At 48.2% G+C, this 18,394-nt stretch carries 16 protein-coding genes; 6 read left to right on the forward strand and 10 right to left on the reverse strand.

The annotated features are described in order from the left end of the window. Nucleotides 1–77 precede the first annotated feature (77 nt). The 10 genes from asnB to VFG09_05650 form a co-directional block, all read right to left on the reverse strand. Nucleotides 78–1,850 (reverse strand): asparagine synthase (glutamine-hydrolyzing), encoded by a 1,773-nt coding sequence (gene asnB, locus VFG09_05605; GenBank protein HET6514617.1) that lies wholly within the window; start codon nt 1,848–1,850, stop codon nt 78–80. After that, the gene (locus tag VFG09_05610) at nt 1,838–3,484 is read right to left on the reverse strand and encodes a hypothetical protein (protein ID HET6514618.1); all 1,647 of its coding nucleotides are present in this window, start codon (nt 3,482–3,484) and stop codon (nt 1,838–1,840) included. The genes asnB and VFG09_05610 overlap by 13 nt, the downstream gene beginning before the upstream one ends. A 7-nt stretch (nt 3,485–3,491) precedes the next feature. Further along, nucleotides 3,492–7,133 carry a glycosyltransferase gene (locus VFG09_05615; GenBank protein HET6514619.1) on the reverse strand — a complete coding sequence of 1,214 codons (3,642 nt, stop codon included), beginning with the start codon at nt 7,131–7,133 and terminating at the stop codon, nt 3,492–3,494. Beyond that, nucleotides 7,121–8,293 carry a DegT/DnrJ/EryC1/StrS family aminotransferase gene (locus VFG09_05620; GenBank protein ID HET6514620.1) on the reverse strand — a complete coding sequence of 391 codons (1,173 nt, stop codon included), beginning with the start codon at nt 8,291–8,293 and terminating at the stop codon, nt 7,121–7,123. Before VFG09_05620 ends, VFG09_05615 begins: the two co-directional genes overlap by 13 nt. Continuing rightward, complete coding sequence (locus VFG09_05625) at nt 8,290–8,829, reverse strand: acyltransferase (GenBank protein ID HET6514621.1); 540 nt, start codon at nt 8,827–8,829, stop codon at nt 8,290–8,292. The genes VFG09_05620 and VFG09_05625 overlap by 4 nt, the downstream gene beginning before the upstream one ends. 9 nt (nt 8,830–8,838) lie before the next feature. Further along, nucleotides 8,839–9,369 (reverse strand): methyltransferase domain-containing protein, encoded by a 531-nt coding sequence (locus tag VFG09_05630; protein ID HET6514622.1) that lies wholly within the window; start codon nt 9,367–9,369, stop codon nt 8,839–8,841. Nucleotides 9,370–9,378: 9 nt separating this feature from the next. Then, on the reverse strand, nt 9,379–10,689 hold the full coding sequence (locus tag VFG09_05635) for an ABC transporter ATP-binding protein (protein ID HET6514623.1): 1,311 nt from the start codon (nt 10,687–10,689) through the stop codon (nt 9,379–9,381). A gap of 63 nt (nt 10,690–10,752) precedes the next feature. Further along, nucleotides 10,753–11,499, reverse strand: coding sequence for an ABC transporter permease (locus tag VFG09_05640; GenBank protein ID HET6514624.1), 747 nt, complete (start codon nt 11,497–11,499; stop codon nt 10,753–10,755). Between the two features lie 401 nt (nt 11,500–11,900). Then, on the reverse strand, nt 11,901–12,743 hold the full coding sequence (locus VFG09_05645) for a tail fiber domain-containing protein (GenBank protein HET6514625.1): 843 nt from the start codon (nt 12,741–12,743) through the stop codon (nt 11,901–11,903). 474 nt (nt 12,744–13,217) lie between these two features. Further along, complete coding sequence (locus VFG09_05650; protein ID HET6514626.1) at nt 13,218–14,483, reverse strand: CAP domain-containing protein; 1,266 nt, start codon at nt 14,481–14,483, stop codon at nt 13,218–13,220. A gap of 351 nt (nt 14,484–14,834) precedes the next feature. On the opposite strand from VFG09_05650, the gene gmd reads away from it, so the two are divergent. The 6 genes from gmd (at nt 14,835) to VFG09_05680 (ending at nt 18,349) form a co-directional block, all read left to right on the forward strand. Continuing rightward, nucleotides 14,835–15,854 (forward strand): GDP-mannose 4,6-dehydratase, encoded by a 1,020-nt coding sequence (gmd, locus tag VFG09_05655; GenBank protein HET6514627.1) that lies wholly within the window; start codon nt 14,835–14,837, stop codon nt 15,852–15,854. A 51-nt stretch (nt 15,855–15,905) separates the two neighbouring features. After that, nucleotides 15,906–16,445 carry a molecular chaperone TorD family protein gene (locus tag VFG09_05660; GenBank protein HET6514628.1) on the forward strand — a complete coding sequence of 180 codons (540 nt, stop codon included), beginning with the start codon at nt 15,906–15,908 and terminating at the stop codon, nt 16,443–16,445. Between the two features lie 8 nt (nt 16,446–16,453). Continuing rightward, complete coding sequence (locus VFG09_05665) at nt 16,454–16,696, forward strand: AtpZ/AtpI family protein (GenBank protein ID HET6514629.1); 243 nt, start codon at nt 16,454–16,456, stop codon at nt 16,694–16,696. After that, complete coding sequence (locus VFG09_05670) at nt 16,671–17,072, forward strand: hypothetical protein (protein ID HET6514630.1); 402 nt, start codon at nt 16,671–16,673, stop codon at nt 17,070–17,072. Before VFG09_05665 ends, VFG09_05670 begins: the two co-directional genes overlap by 26 nt. A 305-nt stretch (nt 17,073–17,377) precedes the next feature. Continuing rightward, nucleotides 17,378–17,599, forward strand: a complete 222-nt coding sequence (locus VFG09_05675; protein ID HET6514631.1) for a hypothetical protein — start codon at nt 17,378–17,380, stop codon at nt 17,597–17,599. Between the two features lie 42 nt (nt 17,600–17,641). After that, entirely contained in the window at nt 17,642–18,349 is a 708-nt protein-coding gene (locus VFG09_05680; GenBank protein HET6514632.1) for an SDR family NAD(P)-dependent oxidoreductase, read from the forward strand. Nucleotides 18,350–18,394: the final 45 nt, after the last annotated feature.

Consider the following 18,394-nt stretch of genomic DNA (forward strand, 5'->3'; position numbering starts at 1 on the left):
CACTTTTGTCTTCCCGTTTACTGCCGAAGAGTTTTCGGAGTCTTCCTGTCAAGTCCATTACAATTAAGCCTCCTCCTTTACTCCTGCGCAGAAATCACGTCTCTCGCGGCCTGGTATGCCGGAAGCGCATGTAAATGCCAGTAACACATGACAAACAGCGTCCATAACTGCAGGGGCAGAATACGCCGGTGCTGATAATACATTTCGACATGTTTTCTTAAAAGTCGCGCATTCAGGACCTCGGCAAGACCTGTCCGGGGAAGGGACTCGAAAACGTCGACAATCAAAGACTTCAGCAGGTCCAGGAGACGGTCGACCGGTACGGTAAACCCCATCTTCTGACGATCGATGATGACCTTAGGAAGGTATGGGGACATCGCCTCTTTGAGCAGCCATTTTGTTGTCCCCCGGGGGTGCAGTTTGTAGCCTTGGGGCAGGCCAGCGACATAATCAAAGAGTTCTTTGTCAAGAAAAGGGAATCGACCCTCAAGAGAATGTGCCATTAAGATCTTATCGGCTTTCATCATCAGATTTTCGGGCATCCATGTCTTCATATCATAGGCCAGCATGCCGTTCAGCTGTGGTTGTTCTTCAAAGTATTTCCTAAAACGCAGCGTGTGAGGAGGAATGAAGGGATCGTTCATGAAATCAAGCGCATTGCTGAAATACCAGCTCCTGTCCATAAACTCTTGAAAGCGTACGTGGTAAGGGATATTCGAAGTCATCATGTGATGATACTGAGTGTAGCCACCAAAGACTTCATCGCCACCTTCGCCTGAAAGAACGACTGTTACATGTCTCTTCAGGTCTTCACAAAGACGAAAAAGTGGTAGACATGCCGGATCAGCGATAGGTTCGTCCAAGGCAACAGTGATACGGTTGAAATCCCTTGCGAGTTCTTCTGCTGTCGTTACCACTTCTATATGTTTCAGCCCGTATTTTCTTGCTACAGCCCGCGAAAATTCAAACTCATTAACCTCAGGGAACCCGATATTGAAGGTTGTTAATTTGGCTCCGGCCTGATGAATAAAATATGCTATAGTGCTGGAATCAATTCCACCGCTCAACAGAACACCAATGGGAACCTCACCCATCAACTGTGATGTGACCGCTTTCAACATCTTCCTCATCAGTTCCTCTTTAACATCATTGAGATCCGGCAAAGGATAGGGATCTCTGTAGTCAGCATCCCAGTATCGGTATTGAGCGGAGATGCCATTCTTTATCGTAAGATATGTCCCGGCATCGAGCCTGCGAATGTTCCTAAAAAAGGTAAAGGGTGCCGGAATATAGCGGAATGTCAGATAATCCTGAAACCCTGCGGAGTCGAGTGAAAGGTCTATGCCGGGAATACCTACGATTCCTTTTAATTCAGAAGAGAAAATAAATCTTTCCCCGTCTTCATAAATATAGAGTGGTTTGATGCCAAACCGATCTCTGACAAGATAAATAGTGTTTTTCCTATCGTCCCATATGCAGAAAGCGAACATGCCGTTCAGCATGGCAAAAGCATCCGCTCCATATACCTCGTAAGCCTTTACGATCACCTCAGTGTCAGAATGGGTTTTGAACGTATACCCTTTTTGAACAAGGTCATCTTTCAGTGTGGCAAAATTATAAATTTCTCCGTTATAGACAATCCCTATCGTCTTATCTTCGCTGTAAATGGGCTGATGTCCTCCTGCGATATCAAGAATTGCGAGACGCAGATTGAGGAAAGCCCGAAATGCATCACTATGGAATCCTGAGTCATCAGGACCGCGATGGCGCATAGTCTTCCCAAAAATTTCCAGATACTCCCCAACAGGTTGAGGGTTCCGCTTGCCGATGACACCGGCTATTCCGCACATATCTGTTCCCCGCAAGCGTCAGAGACGGTCGATCGCAAGACAAAATGGGGGATCCGGTCAATAACCAGCCTTATCCTCTGATGCATGTCTTTTCTGTCTTTGTAACCGGTAAACATGATTTTGACAATCACCTGACTTCGCGTCCCTCCGGGTGGAATGATGCCGAAATCAATGACAGCAGTCCAAATCTTTCCATAAGGGTTATCATAAGCATTTTTATCATTGGGTGTGTCAACATGGGACAATAACTTTTCAAACCTGAACCAATCATCCTGCCAATAAACCACGCCACCACCCTCGAAGGTATAATTATCTATATAAGCTACGTGCTTTTCCTTTCTCCGGTCCGGCATGAGAGGTTTCTCCGCGTCCCATGTAGCAAAATATCTGATCCCTTCTGACTCAGGAGGTGCGTAAAGACCTGCAAACATCCCCCCATTCGAATCGTTATAGAGTCCCAACCAGTTGTTTTTGTTATGCCGATTCTTATCGTCAATGGTCCATCGACGGGCGAAACCGTACTCGCCATCGTCCCAATATTGATGAACGTTCTTCTGTGAACTGTCATTCTCAGTCATATATGCGCCATCCTGAAGCACGTAGAGGAACCTGAGCGGTTTTGGGAAGTCATTCTTTATGGAGATGCTCATCGGCACATACTGTTCTTCAAAATACATTTCATGCCGTACCCTTATAGTTGCCGGAGGCGCTTTTGATCTTGCCTTCTCTTCAGCCTCACTCATTGCGAAAGGATTGAAACCAGCCCCATTGAAGTAGGTATGCTCAACAAAGGCAATCTTGTTGTTGCCTTTCAGCCCGTGTGAATAGCTCCATTTTAGGGCAGTAGCCCTTGTCCTGAAAGAGGTGTCATCATTATATGCAATGATCAGATCATCAGGGATGCAGAAATAGTCATACAATTTCTCGTAATCATAGACAAAAAAGTTCTCGTAAAAATACCCTTCACCGTTTCCCTTATCGCCAAAGGTCATGGCAATGTTGTTGAGTTTACTGCGGTATCCCTGTCTGTTTTTGAACTCGAGCCAAGTAAAATACTGGTTTTCAGTCGTGTCCTCTTCGAAAAGTTCCTCGCGGGAGCCTATACTAAAGCTGGCTTTATCAAAGAGGACACTATGTTTGTCCCTCACCCACAGGTGAAGCCGTACGACCTGCGTCGTCTCAGAAATAATCCCGCACACGACAAGATGCTCCCAATCGCCTGACCCTGAGTGCGGCACTGAATTCTTCCATTGCTTGCCGTCATAGACACTTAAAAAAACGGAATCCTGGACGTCGCTTTTTACCCAGCCGCTAAAAATAAAAGCCCGAGCATCGCCGCTGACTCCAGCCTTAACGTCTTGGTACAAGGCAATGGCAACACCTGAATTCTTAGCCACCTTTGCACTTGCTCTTCCTGATTTGACGAGAGTCGTCTCTCGTGTAACGGTCCCTGTCCCTTCACCCCCGATTATCCAGCCATCAGGGGCCTCAGCTTCCCCTTTGCTCCAGATCTCGAAATCTCCATTGACGAGCGAGTCGCTTGCCGCCAGCGCCGGGCAAACATCAAAAAGGACCAGCAGGCAAAAGAGGGCGAAGAGAAGCCTTATGACTGCATGTCTTATAACAGCTGACATAGAGACGCTACCCAAGAACCTCAGACATGATCTCTTCCCATGCCTTCAAATATCTGTCGTGGTTGAAAATATCCATAGCAGTCTTTCTTCCTTCCAGCCCTATCTTTCGGCATGTATCAGGATTCTTCAAAAGGTAAACCAGATATTCCCTCAGCTCATCGGGGTCGTTTGAATAAAACCCGTTCACTCCATTCTTCACGAACATCTCAACATCGTGATTATTAACACTAACAGTAGCAAGCCCGCACATCATGGCTTCCCCTCTCGCACGAGGCATAGGAGAGCGTACTGTAGGGTTAAAATAGATTGAATACTGCCGGATACTGTTGGCATAGTTGCGGAATTTTGCAGTGGCGTAAGCGTTGGTGGCCTTTTCATATTTCGTATGCGGTTCCGGCACCAAATAACTGTCAGGCAAGTTGACAAGAGGAAACTTCTTGAACACTTCCCTATACACGAAATGGCCCCGGTAATGCGGACGCTCCTTCATTTTTTCCCCCAGTGTTAGCATGCCTTTTTCGAAGGTCGAAGGAGGGAATTCAGCAGGATCGAATCCCTGCCAGACCACTTTCGACTTACTGAATCTCCATTCCCTCTGTGCCTGATGGGAATTCACTATGACAGGCGTATCCCCCAAGAAATCTACCAGTTTTACCCTCTCATGTTCGATGACCTTTGTTACCTCTCTGTCATCGCACGGCATATTATATTGGCCGTAAAACTGCGGCGTGCCGTGACATATGGCAACTTTCGGGATATGGGCATTTTTCATAAACCATTGAAAATTTATTCCCCACTCAGGCCCAAGAACTCCGTTGGTGTTTTGAGGCGATAGAACGTTTTCGTCAAAATGCAGGATCGCAAAGTCGAAATCGTTGACATCCACATCGTCATAATTCTTGAAGACCGCATTCCGGGGTAGCGGTCTCTGATCATAATCCCATTCATTAGTAAAGCCGGGAGCTATCCCCTTTATCAGAACAAATTCATGCGGAAGTTTGTAAAGCTCGTATTGGTGGGGGCAGTGCCAACGATATGTCACTATCCTCAGTCTTCGCTTCGGTCTTTTCACATAAAAGGGTGGCGGCAGGAATCTCTGAAACATGTTATCGAGATACAGCCTGTCGTCATTCTTGGGATGGCCGTTCTCTTCTACCCATCTGCAGATATTCTGATACGTCTCAAGGGTCCATCTCCTGGATACCAACAGAAGGTCTGGATGCTTTTCAAAAAGTTTTCTGAAATTCTTGAGAGATCGCAAAGATTTAGTTCTTTCGTCCACAGAGGAAGGATGAGAAATATGGATGCTGAGACCACGGGGCGTGAACTTAATTCGTGCACCTCTCGTATAGAGCCGGTACCCCATCTCTATGTCTTCCCAGCCAAAGCCAGAATCCTTATCTGTCGAATAGGAGAAGGCGGTATCGAAAAGTTCTTCCCTTATGAAATCCCTCTTTATCGAGAAGTTCCTTGTGATACAGTTCAAGAAGCTCTGGAGGTTCACCCGATCCTGCAATACGCAATCAAACATAGCTTTGGCAGGGTCGTCCTCATATCTCTTGAGGACAGCAAAAGGAGCCTGACCGTTCGTCTCAATGTTAAAGGGACCTACGGCAGCGTCGCAATCATCATATGCATATGCCTCGGCGTGTGCTGACAGGAAGTCCTTGTTCACGATACAGTCCGAGTCGATGACGATGATGATGTCACCTTTTGCATTCCGTATCCCGGTATTTCTTGATCCACAGTTTCCCATGTTCTCTTGGTTTTCTATGATACGGATGTCGCACCTTTTCCCGGCGTCGCCTTTCTCCTGGAGATCTGCAATGAACTGCCTGACAATCTTCACCGAATCGTCATCTGACTCGTCGTCGACAAAAATAACTTCAAAATTTCCCGGGTATTCCTGCCTCATGAGGGCTTCAAGAAAGAAGCCGACTTGTTCTCCTTTGTTGTACAAAACGCTTACAATGCTGAATAGCGGCAGGCTTTCAGGCAGGACGAATTCCCTGTGTGCGTCAAGAGGCTTCACACTATCGCAACTCGCATCTCCAAGGACTACTTCTATGTCGTCCCCCCTTGTCAGGGAATGCCCCCCATTTGTGTAGCCTTGAATTCGGTTATATCGTTCCACCGGGATTAAGTCCCTACTGGGGGAGGAAAACCGCTTTATCAATGTAAAGAGAAGGGGTCTGATCAAACGCGATCTCCTCGTATAGACAGGCAACAGGTGATAATCAACGAGATTCTGAATTTTCTTCAGTACCTTCCATGATGCGCTGTCTTCTATAGCCTTCAGGCGGGTTAGATCGTGTTCCGCAAGTGCGTCAACGACATAATTTTTATGGAGCTGGATCTCTCTGTCTTTTTGCACTATTACCAGATCCTTCTGTTTCAATAAGGCTTCTTTGCGGCTGATCTCCTCCTCTTTTTGCCTGATCTGGTCGTCTTTAGCCAGCAGCGACGACTCCTTCTGACGGAGGACGACATCTCTTTCTTTCAGATCCAGTTCCAGCTTCTGGTTCAGCATGTGAATATATTGTATCTCTGACTCCCTCTGTTTCAATATGGTGTCCTTCCTATCCAGTTCACTGGTTCTCTGCTGCAGTAGTCCTTCTTTAAATTTCAAGGTAGCATCCCTATTGTATATCTCCTTGAAATTGAATACATCGCAGTTCCCTGTCAATTTTATAAGGTCGGAGCAAGTGAAATTGAACTTCTCCTTAAGCTCCAATGCCATCCCTGCATCGCCTAGAAGTTCATACAGTTTGTTCAGAGCATAATTATGGTAAACGTGATAATTTGTATTCACTTGAAGGGCCAACTGGGCAAGATAGAAAGGGATGAACCGGCTGGACATCTCCTCATAAACGTTGTTGACTTCGGGAAATATTTTTCGGAATTCATCGATTGACGTCATGCTCGAATAGTTCTCAAGAATATGGGTATACTCCCATATAAATCGAGCTGTTGTATCACTGCCGTATCCACTCGTATTTGCATTATTCATTCTGACTCGGAATCTGATCAGGTTTTCAGGGATAATATAAATTTCATATCTTTGACAAAGTCTTATCCAAAAATCTAGGTCGGGCAATTGCGCATAACGGGGATCGTACTGACCCACGTCATTGTAACACCCTCGTCTGATCAGAGCACTCGGGTGGCAAAGACAGTTTCCTCTGAAGAAGAAATGGTTCATCCATTCATGCCGCGAACGATTCGACTGCTTGAATATGCTGTAGTAAAAGTGTTCTTTGTCGCTGAAGTCATCCCCTTTTTCGTCGATGATCTGAGCGTAGCTGAAGACTGCACCGATGTCTTTGTGCTCGTCCAGAAACTGCACCTGCTTCTGAAGCTTCTCAGGGAGAAAAACATCGTCAGAACTCAGCATTGCAATATACTCACCGCTTGATTCCTTAAGGCAGTTGTTCGCAGCAATACAGGCTCCTTGATTTGTTTCGAAACGGAAGAATCTTATTCTCGGGTCGGAGAACTTGAGTATTTCATTGACCGTGCCGTCTGAAGATCCGTCATCGGTAATGACGATCTCGAAATCCTGGAAGGTCTGGTCAAACACTCCCCATATTGCTTCTGCCACGTATTTCTCATGGTTAAAGGACGGAATAATAACGCTTACTTTCGGCATGCGGTCCTAACCCTTTTCCCCTTGCATGAAAAGCTTTTCAAGAGCATACAGATCTTTACTGCATCATCAATCGCTAGGTCTCCATAAAAGGGAAGTGACAAGACCTCTCTTACCACCAGCTGCGCAACTGGCAGTTTGGACGGATGGGAAGATGGCAGCTGTTTGTAGCAGGGATAGTCACTGCAGAGAGGATAAAAATATTTTCGCGTGAAAACGTTATAATTTCTGAATCCCTGATACACCTCATCCCGTGAGCGGCCGAACCGTCGCTCATCAATCCTGATCACAAAGTACTGATCGGCATCCTTGACGTTCGGGAGGGGAGCGATCAGGGTAATCCCCTCAACATCTGCAAGATGTTTCGTATAGACTTCCTTGATTATCTTTCTTTTGCGCTGCTCCTCTTCTACAAGATCGAGCACCGCAAGTCCAAGAGCTGCCTGCAGTTCATTCATCTTGCCGTTGATTCCAGGCATTGCGACCTCTTCTTCGTTCTTGATCCCAAAATTCTTGAGTAGATCGATCCGAGATTTCAGGTTCTTGTCACTGAAGGTCAGGGCACCTCCTTCGGCCGTATGGAAGAGTTTTGTTGCGTGGAAGCTGAACATCGTGACATCGCCGAAGTTACCGATCCCAGTACCATCAATCTCGACACCGAAGGCATGAGCAGCATCATATACCACCTTCAGACCGTACCGGTCAGCAACCTTCTGAATTCTGTCAACATCGCAGGGGGTACCAAAAACATGCACTGCCAGTATCCCCGTGGTCTGAGGCGTTATCATTGTTTCGACTTTGTCCGCGTCAATGTTCATCGTCTTTTCATCGATGTCGCAAAAGACCGGACGTATGTTGTTCCATGTCAAAACGTGTGGTGTTGCGGGAAAGGTGAATGGTGTAGTTATTACCTCACCGGAGAGCCTGAGGCTCTGACATGCCACAATCAACGCGATGGTTCCATTATTGAACAAGGAGAGATACGGGACCTTTAATACCCGCAGCAACGCTCTTTCGAGCAATTCGTGCTGGCGACCATTGTTCGTAAGCCACTGAGAATCCCAGATCTCTTTAAGTTTTTCTGATACCTTGGTAAGATCGGGCAGCAGGGGACGGGTGACATAAGTAGGTTGGTTGAAAGGTTCTACATCAGTTTTCATCATTCACTTTTCTCATGCTGCGTATCTGTCAAGAACGCTTCATACGTCTTTAAAACGGCATCCCTGTTCCTGTCATGTATCTTCTTGTTGCCTATATAGATACCCCAGGGGTCCAGATCGCTACTGACCACAGAACATGCTCCTACCATTGCCCCTTCGCCTATCGTAACACCAGGCAAAACGACGCTGTTCGCTCCCACGATACAAAAGCGGCCAATGCTAATAGGTGCTTGCCTGACATTTCTGTATTTCTCAGAGATCGTCGGATTTCCGAAACCCCACTCCTTAAAATCCTCCGTTCCCGTCAATATCCTGCACCCCTGTGAAATTCCGGAGAAGTCTCCCATTTCCAATGCTTCGCCGCCTGTAATTGAGGTGAAACACGCAATATGAACGTTGTTCCCGATGATTATTCTCTTCTTGGCGTAAATAAATACGAAGTCGTCTATAATAACATCTTTACCAAACTCAATTTTCTCTAAGCCCACTATCTTTGTGAACTCGAACGTTCTCACCCTAGGTATCTGGTACTGGACCATAGTTGCCTCCTATTTTATGGCCTCGATGACGAGTCTCGAATCCCTTCTCGTTTCTCTCTTCCTGAGCTCAGCGTAAGCGCTCGCGTTCCAATGCTGTCTCCGGAGTTTCATGAAGCCTGCCTCTTTAAGTCGGCGCTCGAGTTCTTCTCTATCATAGAGGTACTGATGACCCCACTCCTTGAAACATAGGTTTATCATCTCGGCTTTTGTCTTCATCCACTCATATCCATACTTCTTGATCCAGTCCTGCCTCTTCCATAAGAAGAAATACTTGAGAAGCAGATAGCGCAGGTCCGGCGTGGCAATGCGGACGACGCCGCCGGACTTCAGTACCCGATGGAACTCCCTGAGCACATCCAGTGCCTCTTGAACTGTCAAGTGTTCCAGAAAGTGCTCGCTGTAAATGAAATCTATGGTTCCTGGCCCACACGGCAAAGGCTTTCGCATATTATGGTGTAAGTCGGCTCTTGGTGAATCCACGTCGATATTTATCCACCCGTCAAAGTAGACGTCCCCGCAGCCGACATGGAGCATCACCATAAAGAATTCCTAGATCGAGACCTTTTGCACATCCACGGCGTTATCCCAATGGACATGGCCGTAAAGGATTGCTTCCCTTCGCGGCTGCATCTGGAACTGGACAGCCACGGGAATAAAATCGCAGAACTCCACCTGCCCCAGCTGGAGATTGATCGGGATCGACAGCACACAGGCAACGCTGTACGCCCCGCTCATGAGAGCTGCCTTAAAGCGCCAGTCGACAACGTAGCGGCCGCCTCTCTTTGCTCCTCTGATGGACTTCCCCTCGATCACGCTGTCGGAGTATACGACGTCAACGCCGTTTCTGTCCCTGATATGGTAACCGTATGCGAGCATCTGCAGGTCACGGTCGACTTCGACTGCCATACGCAAGACGAGATCCTGTTCATACTCAACGTCGACGATCTCCCTGCCATTTCCGTCGAGAAGCTGCACATTTACGAAGCTCGCCTTTCCATTCCGTATCCTCTGGAAATCTGCTCGCTTCCGGAACTCCAGACCGGGCAGAAAGGTTGCCGAAGAGTCCGGCGCTGAACCGAGGGACCTTCCTCGGGATGGTTCATAGTCGATGATTCCTTGTTCACCTTCTACTTTTCTCGAAAAATACCTCTCGACGACCTGGTCCGGCTTGCCGGCGCAGATGACTTTCCCATTGTCGAGAAGGATCGCTTTCTTGCAAAGGCTCTTCACCGATGCCATGTCGTGGCTCACAAAGACCAGCGTGATTCCATCTTCTATCATGGCTTTCATTTTTGTCATGCACTTTGCCTGGAAGAACATGTCGCCCACGGCAAGGGCCTCATCGACGACGAGGATGTCCGGGTCTATATGAATCGCTGCTGCGAAAGCGAGACGGACCTGCATGCCGCTTGAGTAAGTCTTTATCGGCTGATCGATAAACTCACCGATATCGGCGAATTCAGAGATAGCCTGAAATCTCCTATCCATCTCCTGGCTGGTCATACCCAGCAAGGCACCGCTCATATATACGTTTTCTCTGCCGGTGAATTCCGGATTAAATCCCGTACCCAATTCGAGCAAAGCTGATAGTTTGCCGTTCTTGACTACAGAACCCTCCGAGGGCTGCAGTATTCCGCAGATAATCTGGAGAAGCGTGGATTTCCCGCTGCCGTTTCTGCCAATAATCCCAAAAGTCTCTCCTTTTTCTATCTCAAAGGAAACCTCATTCAATGCCCAAAAATCATGATGATATTTCCGGCGTAAGGGGTGAAAGGCTTCTTTGAGCCGGTGACTCGGTCTGTCATAAAGACGGTATTTCTTGCTCACATTATTAACGCTTATTGCAATCTCTGATGCCATGTACTTCGTACTCACTTCGTTGGGCAGTTCTACATGGGGTCGAAATTTATCATCCGTAAGACCTCATAGCACGTCTGCAAAATGAGGTCGTAGACGGAGAAAAATCAGAGCACCTAGAATGAAAATAAGGCCCGTTACTCCCCAGAAATAGAGGGTCATCTGCCAGTTGTACCAAAATGGCACACCGTAGAGAAAGGACTCGCGGTAACCCCGAACGATATAGAACATTGGATTTAACTTTACGAAGAACTGGTATTTATCCGGCATGATCGATAAATCCCAAAAAATCGGTGTGCCCCAAAAGCCAATCTGCAAGATGACACTGACGACTTGACTGATGTCCTTCGTAAAAATATTTATAGAGGACGTTATCCATCCAAGTCCCAACGCAAGCACGCTCATCGCACCGAAATAATAGAACGCTTGAAGCCAGTACAGGCTGAATGGCATTCCTTGGAAAATAATCAGCAAGATTAAAAAGACGAGAAAAATAACATGAGTTACAAAGGACGCAACGAGCTTTACTACCGGAAGAATGCTAAGGGGGAAGACGATTTTCTTGACCAGATGGGGGTTGTTGCTGATCACGGACGTTGACCCATTTATGACCTCGACGAAGGTGTTCCATATACACATCCCGGCAGTTAGCCAGACAACAAAAGGCACATTGTCTCTGGGCATAGTCTTAAATCCGATACTAAAAACAAACCATAGGATGAAGATCATAATCAGGGGATTTATGAAAGTCCAAAAAAAACCGAGGAGTGATCCGATGTGTTGACTTGCAATGTCACGCTTGGCCATTTCCATGATCAAACGTTTTCGTCTGAAGAGAGTGAGGAGAAAGTCTATAAATCCTCCCCACAATGCCAGGATCTTATACATATGTCGGATAATTATTATGAGCAAACCTATGTTGGAAGAGAGATTCCATACTTTTTCAATCCCTCCATTGAAAGCAGACGATTACCAAGATTTGACCAGGGCGACAACGTCCTTCACTCAAAGGAGACCTGAAAACCCATTTAATGTTCTATTATAGCATTTCCGGCCTTCCCACTATTGCCCCTTCTGGACTTACACTCGATAAGACTGTTTCGTGGGATGACGTATCGCGTGGGTGACCTCATCTAACGTTCCTTGCAAATTTCAAAAAAATGCTGCCCGTTCCGAACAGGCAGCATTTTTTTGGGATTGATACTTTTGACAAATTACTTCGCAGCGCCCTTTTCGATTCTATCAATCTTCGCAGATAAAGCCTCTATCATCTTATTTTGCTCCTGAACAACCTTTGTCAGAACAGCGACGATGTCCATCGAACTTAAGCCCTTCCTGTCTCTCATAGCAACGAGATCGGGAACATCTTCCGCGATGAATCCGACATGATTCTGCTCTGGCATGGTCTTGTAGGTAAAAGTTACGGGGTTGAGGTTATTCAGCGCATCCATGGCTTTGTCTGCACTAAGGGTCTGGATATTTTCCTTGTACTCCCTGCTCGAAGCATCGACCCATGCAGTACCTCCATCATTATAAGAACAACCGCCGGGACCACAAACCTGCAATTTATGGGCAGGCGTGCTTGTCCCGATACCAACATTCCCGGAATTGAGAACCAGCGTATCTTGGACTGCATTTGCCTTTATCGCCTTAAAGACATTCTTCCCCCCCAATCTGAAATAAAAATCATGGGTGGTAGTATTCAAGAGGGTAACCATAGGCAAGGATGGATGAGAATCTGAGAGCACCTGAAGGATTAGATGTTCACCCCCTTTGGGACCAAGAGCAAATTGCTCCTGAGCGCTTGCAGCACTTGCACCTATGATGTTTGAATTTGCAACCCGCAACGCTGTGCTTGCATTTTGGTTATTCAGCACGTTAACCATCTCATTTGTTGGTGCAGTCCCCACACCAACCTGACCAGTATCCTGGACCACAAATACCGTGTTCGTGCCGTACGAATCCTTTACGATCAGCTTATCCGCCGCAAACATCGGGACAGTCATCACACTTGTAATGATCAACACACCCATCAGAACTACGAACAACTTTTTCATATCCTCTCTCCTCTCGGTGACAAAATTGCAAAATAATCGTTTCTCACCCCGGACATTCTACGACATTCTTTTTCATCACCTCCCTATATCGTTGTGATCACCCATGAGTCGTCCCTGCGTGAGGTCCTTGTTCCAGCTATTTCGTTCGACAGAAGACACCCCATTCCCCCTTGTCTCCCTACTTTTCGGGTTGATTTGATCTCCCATAAAATTCTTGGCCGTAATTCTTCGAAATCTCATTGTCAGTGCTTCTATGCTGCATGCGCTGGCATTACGCGTATACGTGAGTCATTACCCTCCCTAATCTTCATTTATAGATTCATCCAAAAGTAATAATGGCCTCGATGAAATTTCCTGTGCAAAACTCAACGGCACCTCGGGTCAGATCCTTGCCTCCCTTCAGTTAATTATACTACAAAATATGGTAGTGATAGATTTTGAATCATGAAAATCCATCACTACCCAAAATATTGATTACCCGACAACTACTCCATCTATGATCACCGTCCCTTTCTCTATTGTGATTGAGCCGTCGAGCGTCGAGTAGCCGACGATGCAGGTACAGTCGCAGTTGTAACCACCCTTCAGGGTTACTGTCTTGTCCTGTCCAAGAACAAGGGCTTCAATGAAATCAACAGCCTGCATCTCTATGACATCTCCGCTGAAGGACTGGTCATAGGCTGTCTGGATCGAAGCAAAGTATGACGAAGCCATGTGCACCTTGGCGTTTGGGCATGGTGAGACCGTAATATAATTTGTCTTCGTTACTGTGACGGAACCGTTTTCGTCTGATGCTGTGAGCTTTACGTTGTAAGAACCGACGTTCTTGTAAAGATGAGAGGGATTCTGCGCTGTGTAGGTAGTGCCGTCTCCAAAGTCCCACAACCAGGAACTTGGGAGAATTGAAGAGGCGTCAGTGAGGCTGACGAGTAAAGGCGCATAACCGCTTATTGGCGAAGCGGTGAAATCAGCCGTGAACGAGAAGGTTGCCGTTACCGACTTAGTATCATTCATGGTCATGTCGCAGGAAGAAGCATTTCCGACACAGTCCTCTGACCATCCCGCAAAGAACGCCCCGGCATCAGCATTTGCCGTGAGAGTTACCGGCGTGTTGGCTCCATATGTTGCAGTCCCTGTAGTTCCGTTCCAGGTGAGAGTTCCGGTTGAGACCGTCACTGTGCCGGGGCCTTGCTTTGTAACGGTGAGAGTGTATTGCGGCTCATTGCACGACCCGTTCATGGGACTGTCATAGGAGTTTCCGAAATCAGCGGTCCAGTAGTGACCATAGGTGGACAGGGCGTCATAGGCGTAGCCGACGCCTATGTCTCTCATGGAGCTGTTCAGGATATTTGCCCGGTGGCCCGGGCTGTTCATCCATCCGTTTACAACGGCAGCGGCCGTGGAATATCCTGCAGCGATATTCTCAGCAGCGGTATACCAGAAGTAGCCTGAGTTGTCGATCCGGGTTGTAAAGTCGGACCCGTCCGAACCGGTGTGGCTAAAGAAATTATTTGAGGCCATATCCTGACTGTGCAGCCGCGCGGCCTCAACAAGGCGGACATCGAGAACGAGCGCGGGCAATCCATTGTTCTGCCTCTCCTGATTGATAAGGGCGACCACCTCCTCTTCCACCGCAGTGGGACACATCCAGGCATGAGCCGGGGACCACTGTGCCATCACCGTTGCTGTAACAGCGAGTCGAAGGATACAGGGGAGAAGGTTTCTCGCTGCGGTCTTCATAATCCCTTGCATCATCGCTGTTTCGGTTGCAGCCAAATCATATCTTTCATCTCGCCAAAGGCAGCATACTCCATATGCGAATAGCAATTTTTGTACTTATTCCCGGGGGCATATGAAGAGCGAGGGAACACAAAAAAATCCTTTCTCTTTTGGTATTACTGGGATTGTGAGGAGAGGTAAGTGAAGCCATATGACGGAAAATGTCATCTCCGGGACCAAAAAGAGACGTATATTAACTTTTGTCCAGGCCTCTGTGATATCATGTATGTCATAGCAGGGGCGATATTCTTGACCGGGATCTGATACATTCGTCACCATATCTCAATCGAGCAAGGGATCGAGGATCATACGTTGAAAAGGGCGCTTATCACCGGCATCAGAGGACAGGACGGAGCATATCTGGCAAGGCTTCTTCTCGAAAAGGGATATGAAGTCTACGGCGCTGACAGGAGCGGCGATACCGGTTCCTGGAGGCTGAAGGAGTTGGGCATCGAAGGAGATGTAAGGATCAGATATATGGATCTCCTTGAACTGACGAATATCATGCGGGAGATCGAGAAGATCAGGCCGGATGAGATCTATAACCTCGCGGCCCAGAGTTTTGTCCAGGCTTCCTTTGAACAGCCGATCCTGACGTCTGATATTGATGCCATGGGCGTGGTGAGACTGTTCGAAGCGATAAGGGCAACGAAATCCGGCGCGAGGTTCTATCAGGCATCGACGTCTGAGATGTTCGGCAAGATCCAGACAGTACCCCAGAACGAGAGAACACCTTTCTATCCCAGGAGTCCCTACGGAGTCGCAAAGCTCTTCGGCCACTGGACGACCGTAAACTACCGGGAGTCGTACGGAATATTTGCCTGTTCCGGCATCCTCTTCAACCATGAGTCGCCGTTGAGAGGGACCGAGTTTGTCACCCGAAAGGTCACCCGTGGCATTGCGAGATTACGCTGTGGACTTCAGGACAAGATCGCTGTCGGCAATCTCGACTCAAGACGGGACTGGGGTTATGCTCCTGAGTATGTGGAGGCGATGTGGCGCATGCTCCAAAAGGATGGGCCTGATGACTATGTCATCGCAACGAATGAATCTCACACGGTTAGAGAGTTTATTGAGTTTGCCTTCCGATACGCAGGCTTTGATCTTCTGTGGGACGGCAAAGGTCTGGAAGAAAAAGGCATAGACCGGAAGACAGGCAAGACCATCGTCGAAATAGCCTCTGAATTCCTGAGGCCCGCGGAGGTCGATATGCTGATCGGCGATTACTCCAAGGCTAGGGAGAAACTGGGATGGGAGCCGAAGGTGAAGTGTGAGGAGCTTGCGAAGATCATGGTCGAGGCCGATATCAGGAGGGTCGGGAAAAGACTATGAAGGCTCAAGGAAGCGCCTGGTGAAGCGGACCGATCAATGGTGAGGTGAGTCGTGGATCATCTTGACGACAGAGAGGCCGAGCGTACGGAGTTATACCGTCTCTTCGCTTCGTTGTTCATGCAGGAACCGGCCATGGAGACGATTCTGACCATGAAGGAGATGTTCCGGATGGAATGCGATGATACACCCGATGAGGTGGCTGAGGATTTCAGGCATCTTTTTCTGGCGCCGCAAGGGGAACTCCCGTCCTACGAATCTCTTTACAACTATCCCCTGAAGGAGAGACCGGGATTGTGGGGGAGGGTGACTGAAGAGGTCCAGAATTCATACCGGGCGGCGGGACTTGTGATCGATGCGGAGATCGGTCTTGCTCCGGACCACCTATCGGCTGAGCTGCTGTTCATGAGTTACCTCATTGAGCATGGTCTCTCTGGGCATCAGAAGGACTTTCTCGAAACCCATATCCTCACCTGGGTCCCTGAATACTGTGATGAGATCAGGAAGCGGGCGCATACAACATTCTATCGGGAAGTCGCTGACCTGCTCAAGGAATTCGTGACCTCGGACTATGAAGAATTCGGGCATGAGTGAGGTCTGCGGTGCCGGAAGAGCCAAAGGAAAAACCCCTTTTCAGACAGCTCCTCGAAGCGAGTTCGGTAGGCATCCAGCTTGTCCTCTCGACATTTGTGGGATTCGCCATCGGGTATTACCTCGACAAGTTCTTGAAGACGACCTTTCCATGGCTGACGATCATATTCCTCATCATCGGCATCATCTCAGGGTTCCATGAACTCCTGAGGGTCGCGAGAAAGCAGAATGGGCCTCGGAAAAAAGATCGTTAAACAGAGCGTCATCGTGATCATCCCCCTGGTCATCCTCTCGTACCTTGTGGACTGGAAGCCAGAGAATATGAGATTCCTGAGGATCTTCGGCAATCCTGACTTTATCCCTGTCAGTATTATCATCGGCGGTCTTTTGGGGCTTGCAAATCTTCATGGCCTCCTGTGGAGCCTCGAAAGACTCCTCGGTGCCCGGAGGGCAGACGCCAAGCTCATCGTCCTCAGCATGCTCCGGCTCTTTGTCCTCTTCGGTCTCATCATTGTCCTTACGGCCTTCAAGGTCATCAATTTCCTCGGCCTCCTCATAGGAATGACGGTCGTCTTCATCATTCTTATTAAGGAAGCGGTGAAGACCGCGCGGAAACAGGCGGAGGAGTAGAACCTATCTCATAATTGGTTCTTGCTCGAAGGCTGTCATTCCCGCAAGCGAAGCATGTCGGGAATCCTTCTGGAAATAAAGAAAGATTCCTGACAAGCCGGAATGACACGGAAGAGGCTGATGATGAATGTTTCGATTTTGAGATAGGTCCTCAGGTTGCCCTATGTTGTCTTTTTCCGTGACCATGGAAGGTCGCCTGCCAGAAAATCACAATATAATAAGGAGAATCCCGTGATCTCTCAATATCGCTGAGCGGTGTTGGCATTCCTGAGATGTGGTATGATAAAGTGCTTGAAGGAGGCGGAATGCTCATTGATGCGAGGGGTCTCAAACATCCTGAGCCTTTACAGAAACTGAGGGAGATCGCTCCAACAATGTGTTCCCTCGATGGTTACGTCGAGCTGTTCATTGACGATGAAGAAGCTCTCAAGCATCTGAGAACATATGCTGTCGTCTCCGGTTGCAAATATGAGATAGAGAAAAGAGATTCCTATTATTCAATAAGGATCGAAAGCTCATGTTCATAAGTCCGGGCTGTCGGATGTCACAGTCCCTGTTCCCATAGGACCATGAAGGTTGCGGTCGTAACCGGCGCAGCGAGGGGTCTCGGAAGACAGATCGCGATCACCTTGCGTTCGTGCGGATACGCTGTTGTAATCAATTATAACCGCTCTCTGACTGAAGCCAACGAGCTGGCAGAGCTCCTCGGTGACACGACAATGGCTCTGCAGGCCGATGTGAAGTCCCTCTCGGAGATGGGAGAGATGGCGGAGAAGGTTAAGAGCCGTTGGGGAAGGGTGGACGCTCTTATCAATAATGCGGGAATAACAAAGGACTGCCTGCTCATGAACTACCGTGAAAGCGATCTTGACGAAGTTCTTCGAGTCAATCTCAAAGGCTGTTTTAACGCGGTGAAGGCCTTTGCGCCACTCATGATAAAGTCCGGCGGAGGGCATATCATCAACGTATCTTCGCGGTCGGGCGTGAAGGGCAAGGCCGGTCAGGCCGCTTACAGCGCTTCAAAAGGAGGAGTCCTCGGGTTTACGATTGTGGCGGCGCAAGAGTTATCGGCCCATAACATAAGGGTCAATGCCCTCCTTCCCGGTTATATGCCGACAGGGATGGGAAGAGCGGCTGAGAAGTCCATGGAAGAGGCGAAGGCGGACAGTCTTCTTAAGCGTCTTTCTGATCCTGAAGAGGTCTCGCGATTTATCGCGTATCTCCTGACAACGAGGGGCATAACGGGGCAGGTCTTCGGTCTGGAATCGAGGGTTTAGTCTCTCAGCCATGAGAGGAAGGCATGAGCTCCACGGTTACTAAGA

This window comes from Thermodesulfovibrionales bacterium (assembly GCA_035686305.1).
Taxonomy (GTDB): domain Bacteria; phylum Nitrospirota; class Thermodesulfovibrionia; order Thermodesulfovibrionales; family UBA9159; genus DASRZP01.

Coding starts and splice junctions, on each gene's coding strand:
- asnB (HET6514617.1), bottom strand. CDS start 1,850: ATGTGCGGAATAGCCGGTGTCATCGGCAAGCGGAACCCTCAACCTGTT.
- VFG09_05610 (HET6514618.1), bottom strand. CDS start 3,484: ATGTCAGCTGTTATAAGACATGCAGTCATAAGGCTTCTCTTCGCCCTC.
- VFG09_05615 (HET6514619.1), bottom strand. CDS start 7,133: ATGCCGAAAGTAAGCGTTATTATTCCGTCCTTTAACCATGAGAAATAC.
- VFG09_05620 (HET6514620.1), bottom strand. CDS start 8,293: ATGATGAAAACTGATGTAGAACCTTTCAACCAACCTACTTATGTCACC.
- VFG09_05625 (HET6514621.1), bottom strand. CDS start 8,829: ATGGTCCAGTACCAGATACCTAGGGTGAGAACGTTCGAGTTCACAAAG.
- VFG09_05630 (HET6514622.1), bottom strand. CDS start 9,369: ATGGTGATGCTCCATGTCGGCTGCGGGGACGTCTACTTTGACGGGTGG.
- VFG09_05635 (HET6514623.1), bottom strand. CDS start 10,689: ATGGCATCAGAGATTGCAATAAGCGTTAATAATGTGAGCAAGAAATAC.
- VFG09_05640 (HET6514624.1), bottom strand. CDS start 11,499: ATGGAAATGGCCAAGCGTGACATTGCAAGTCAACACATCGGATCACTC.
- VFG09_05645 (HET6514625.1), bottom strand. CDS start 12,743: ATGAAAAAGTTGTTCGTAGTTCTGATGGGTGTGTTGATCATTACAAGT.
- VFG09_05650 (HET6514626.1), bottom strand. CDS start 14,483: ATGAAGACCGCAGCGAGAAACCTTCTCCCCTGTATCCTTCGACTCGCT.
- VFG09_05670 (HET6514630.1), top strand. CDS start 16,671: ATGGGCCTCGGAAAAAAGATCGTTAAACAGAGCGTCATCGTGATCATC.
- VFG09_05675 (HET6514631.1), top strand. CDS start 17,378: ATGCTCATTGATGCGAGGGGTCTCAAACATCCTGAGCCTTTACAGAAA.
- VFG09_05680 (HET6514632.1), top strand. CDS start 17,642: ATGAAGGTTGCGGTCGTAACCGGCGCAGCGAGGGGTCTCGGAAGACAG.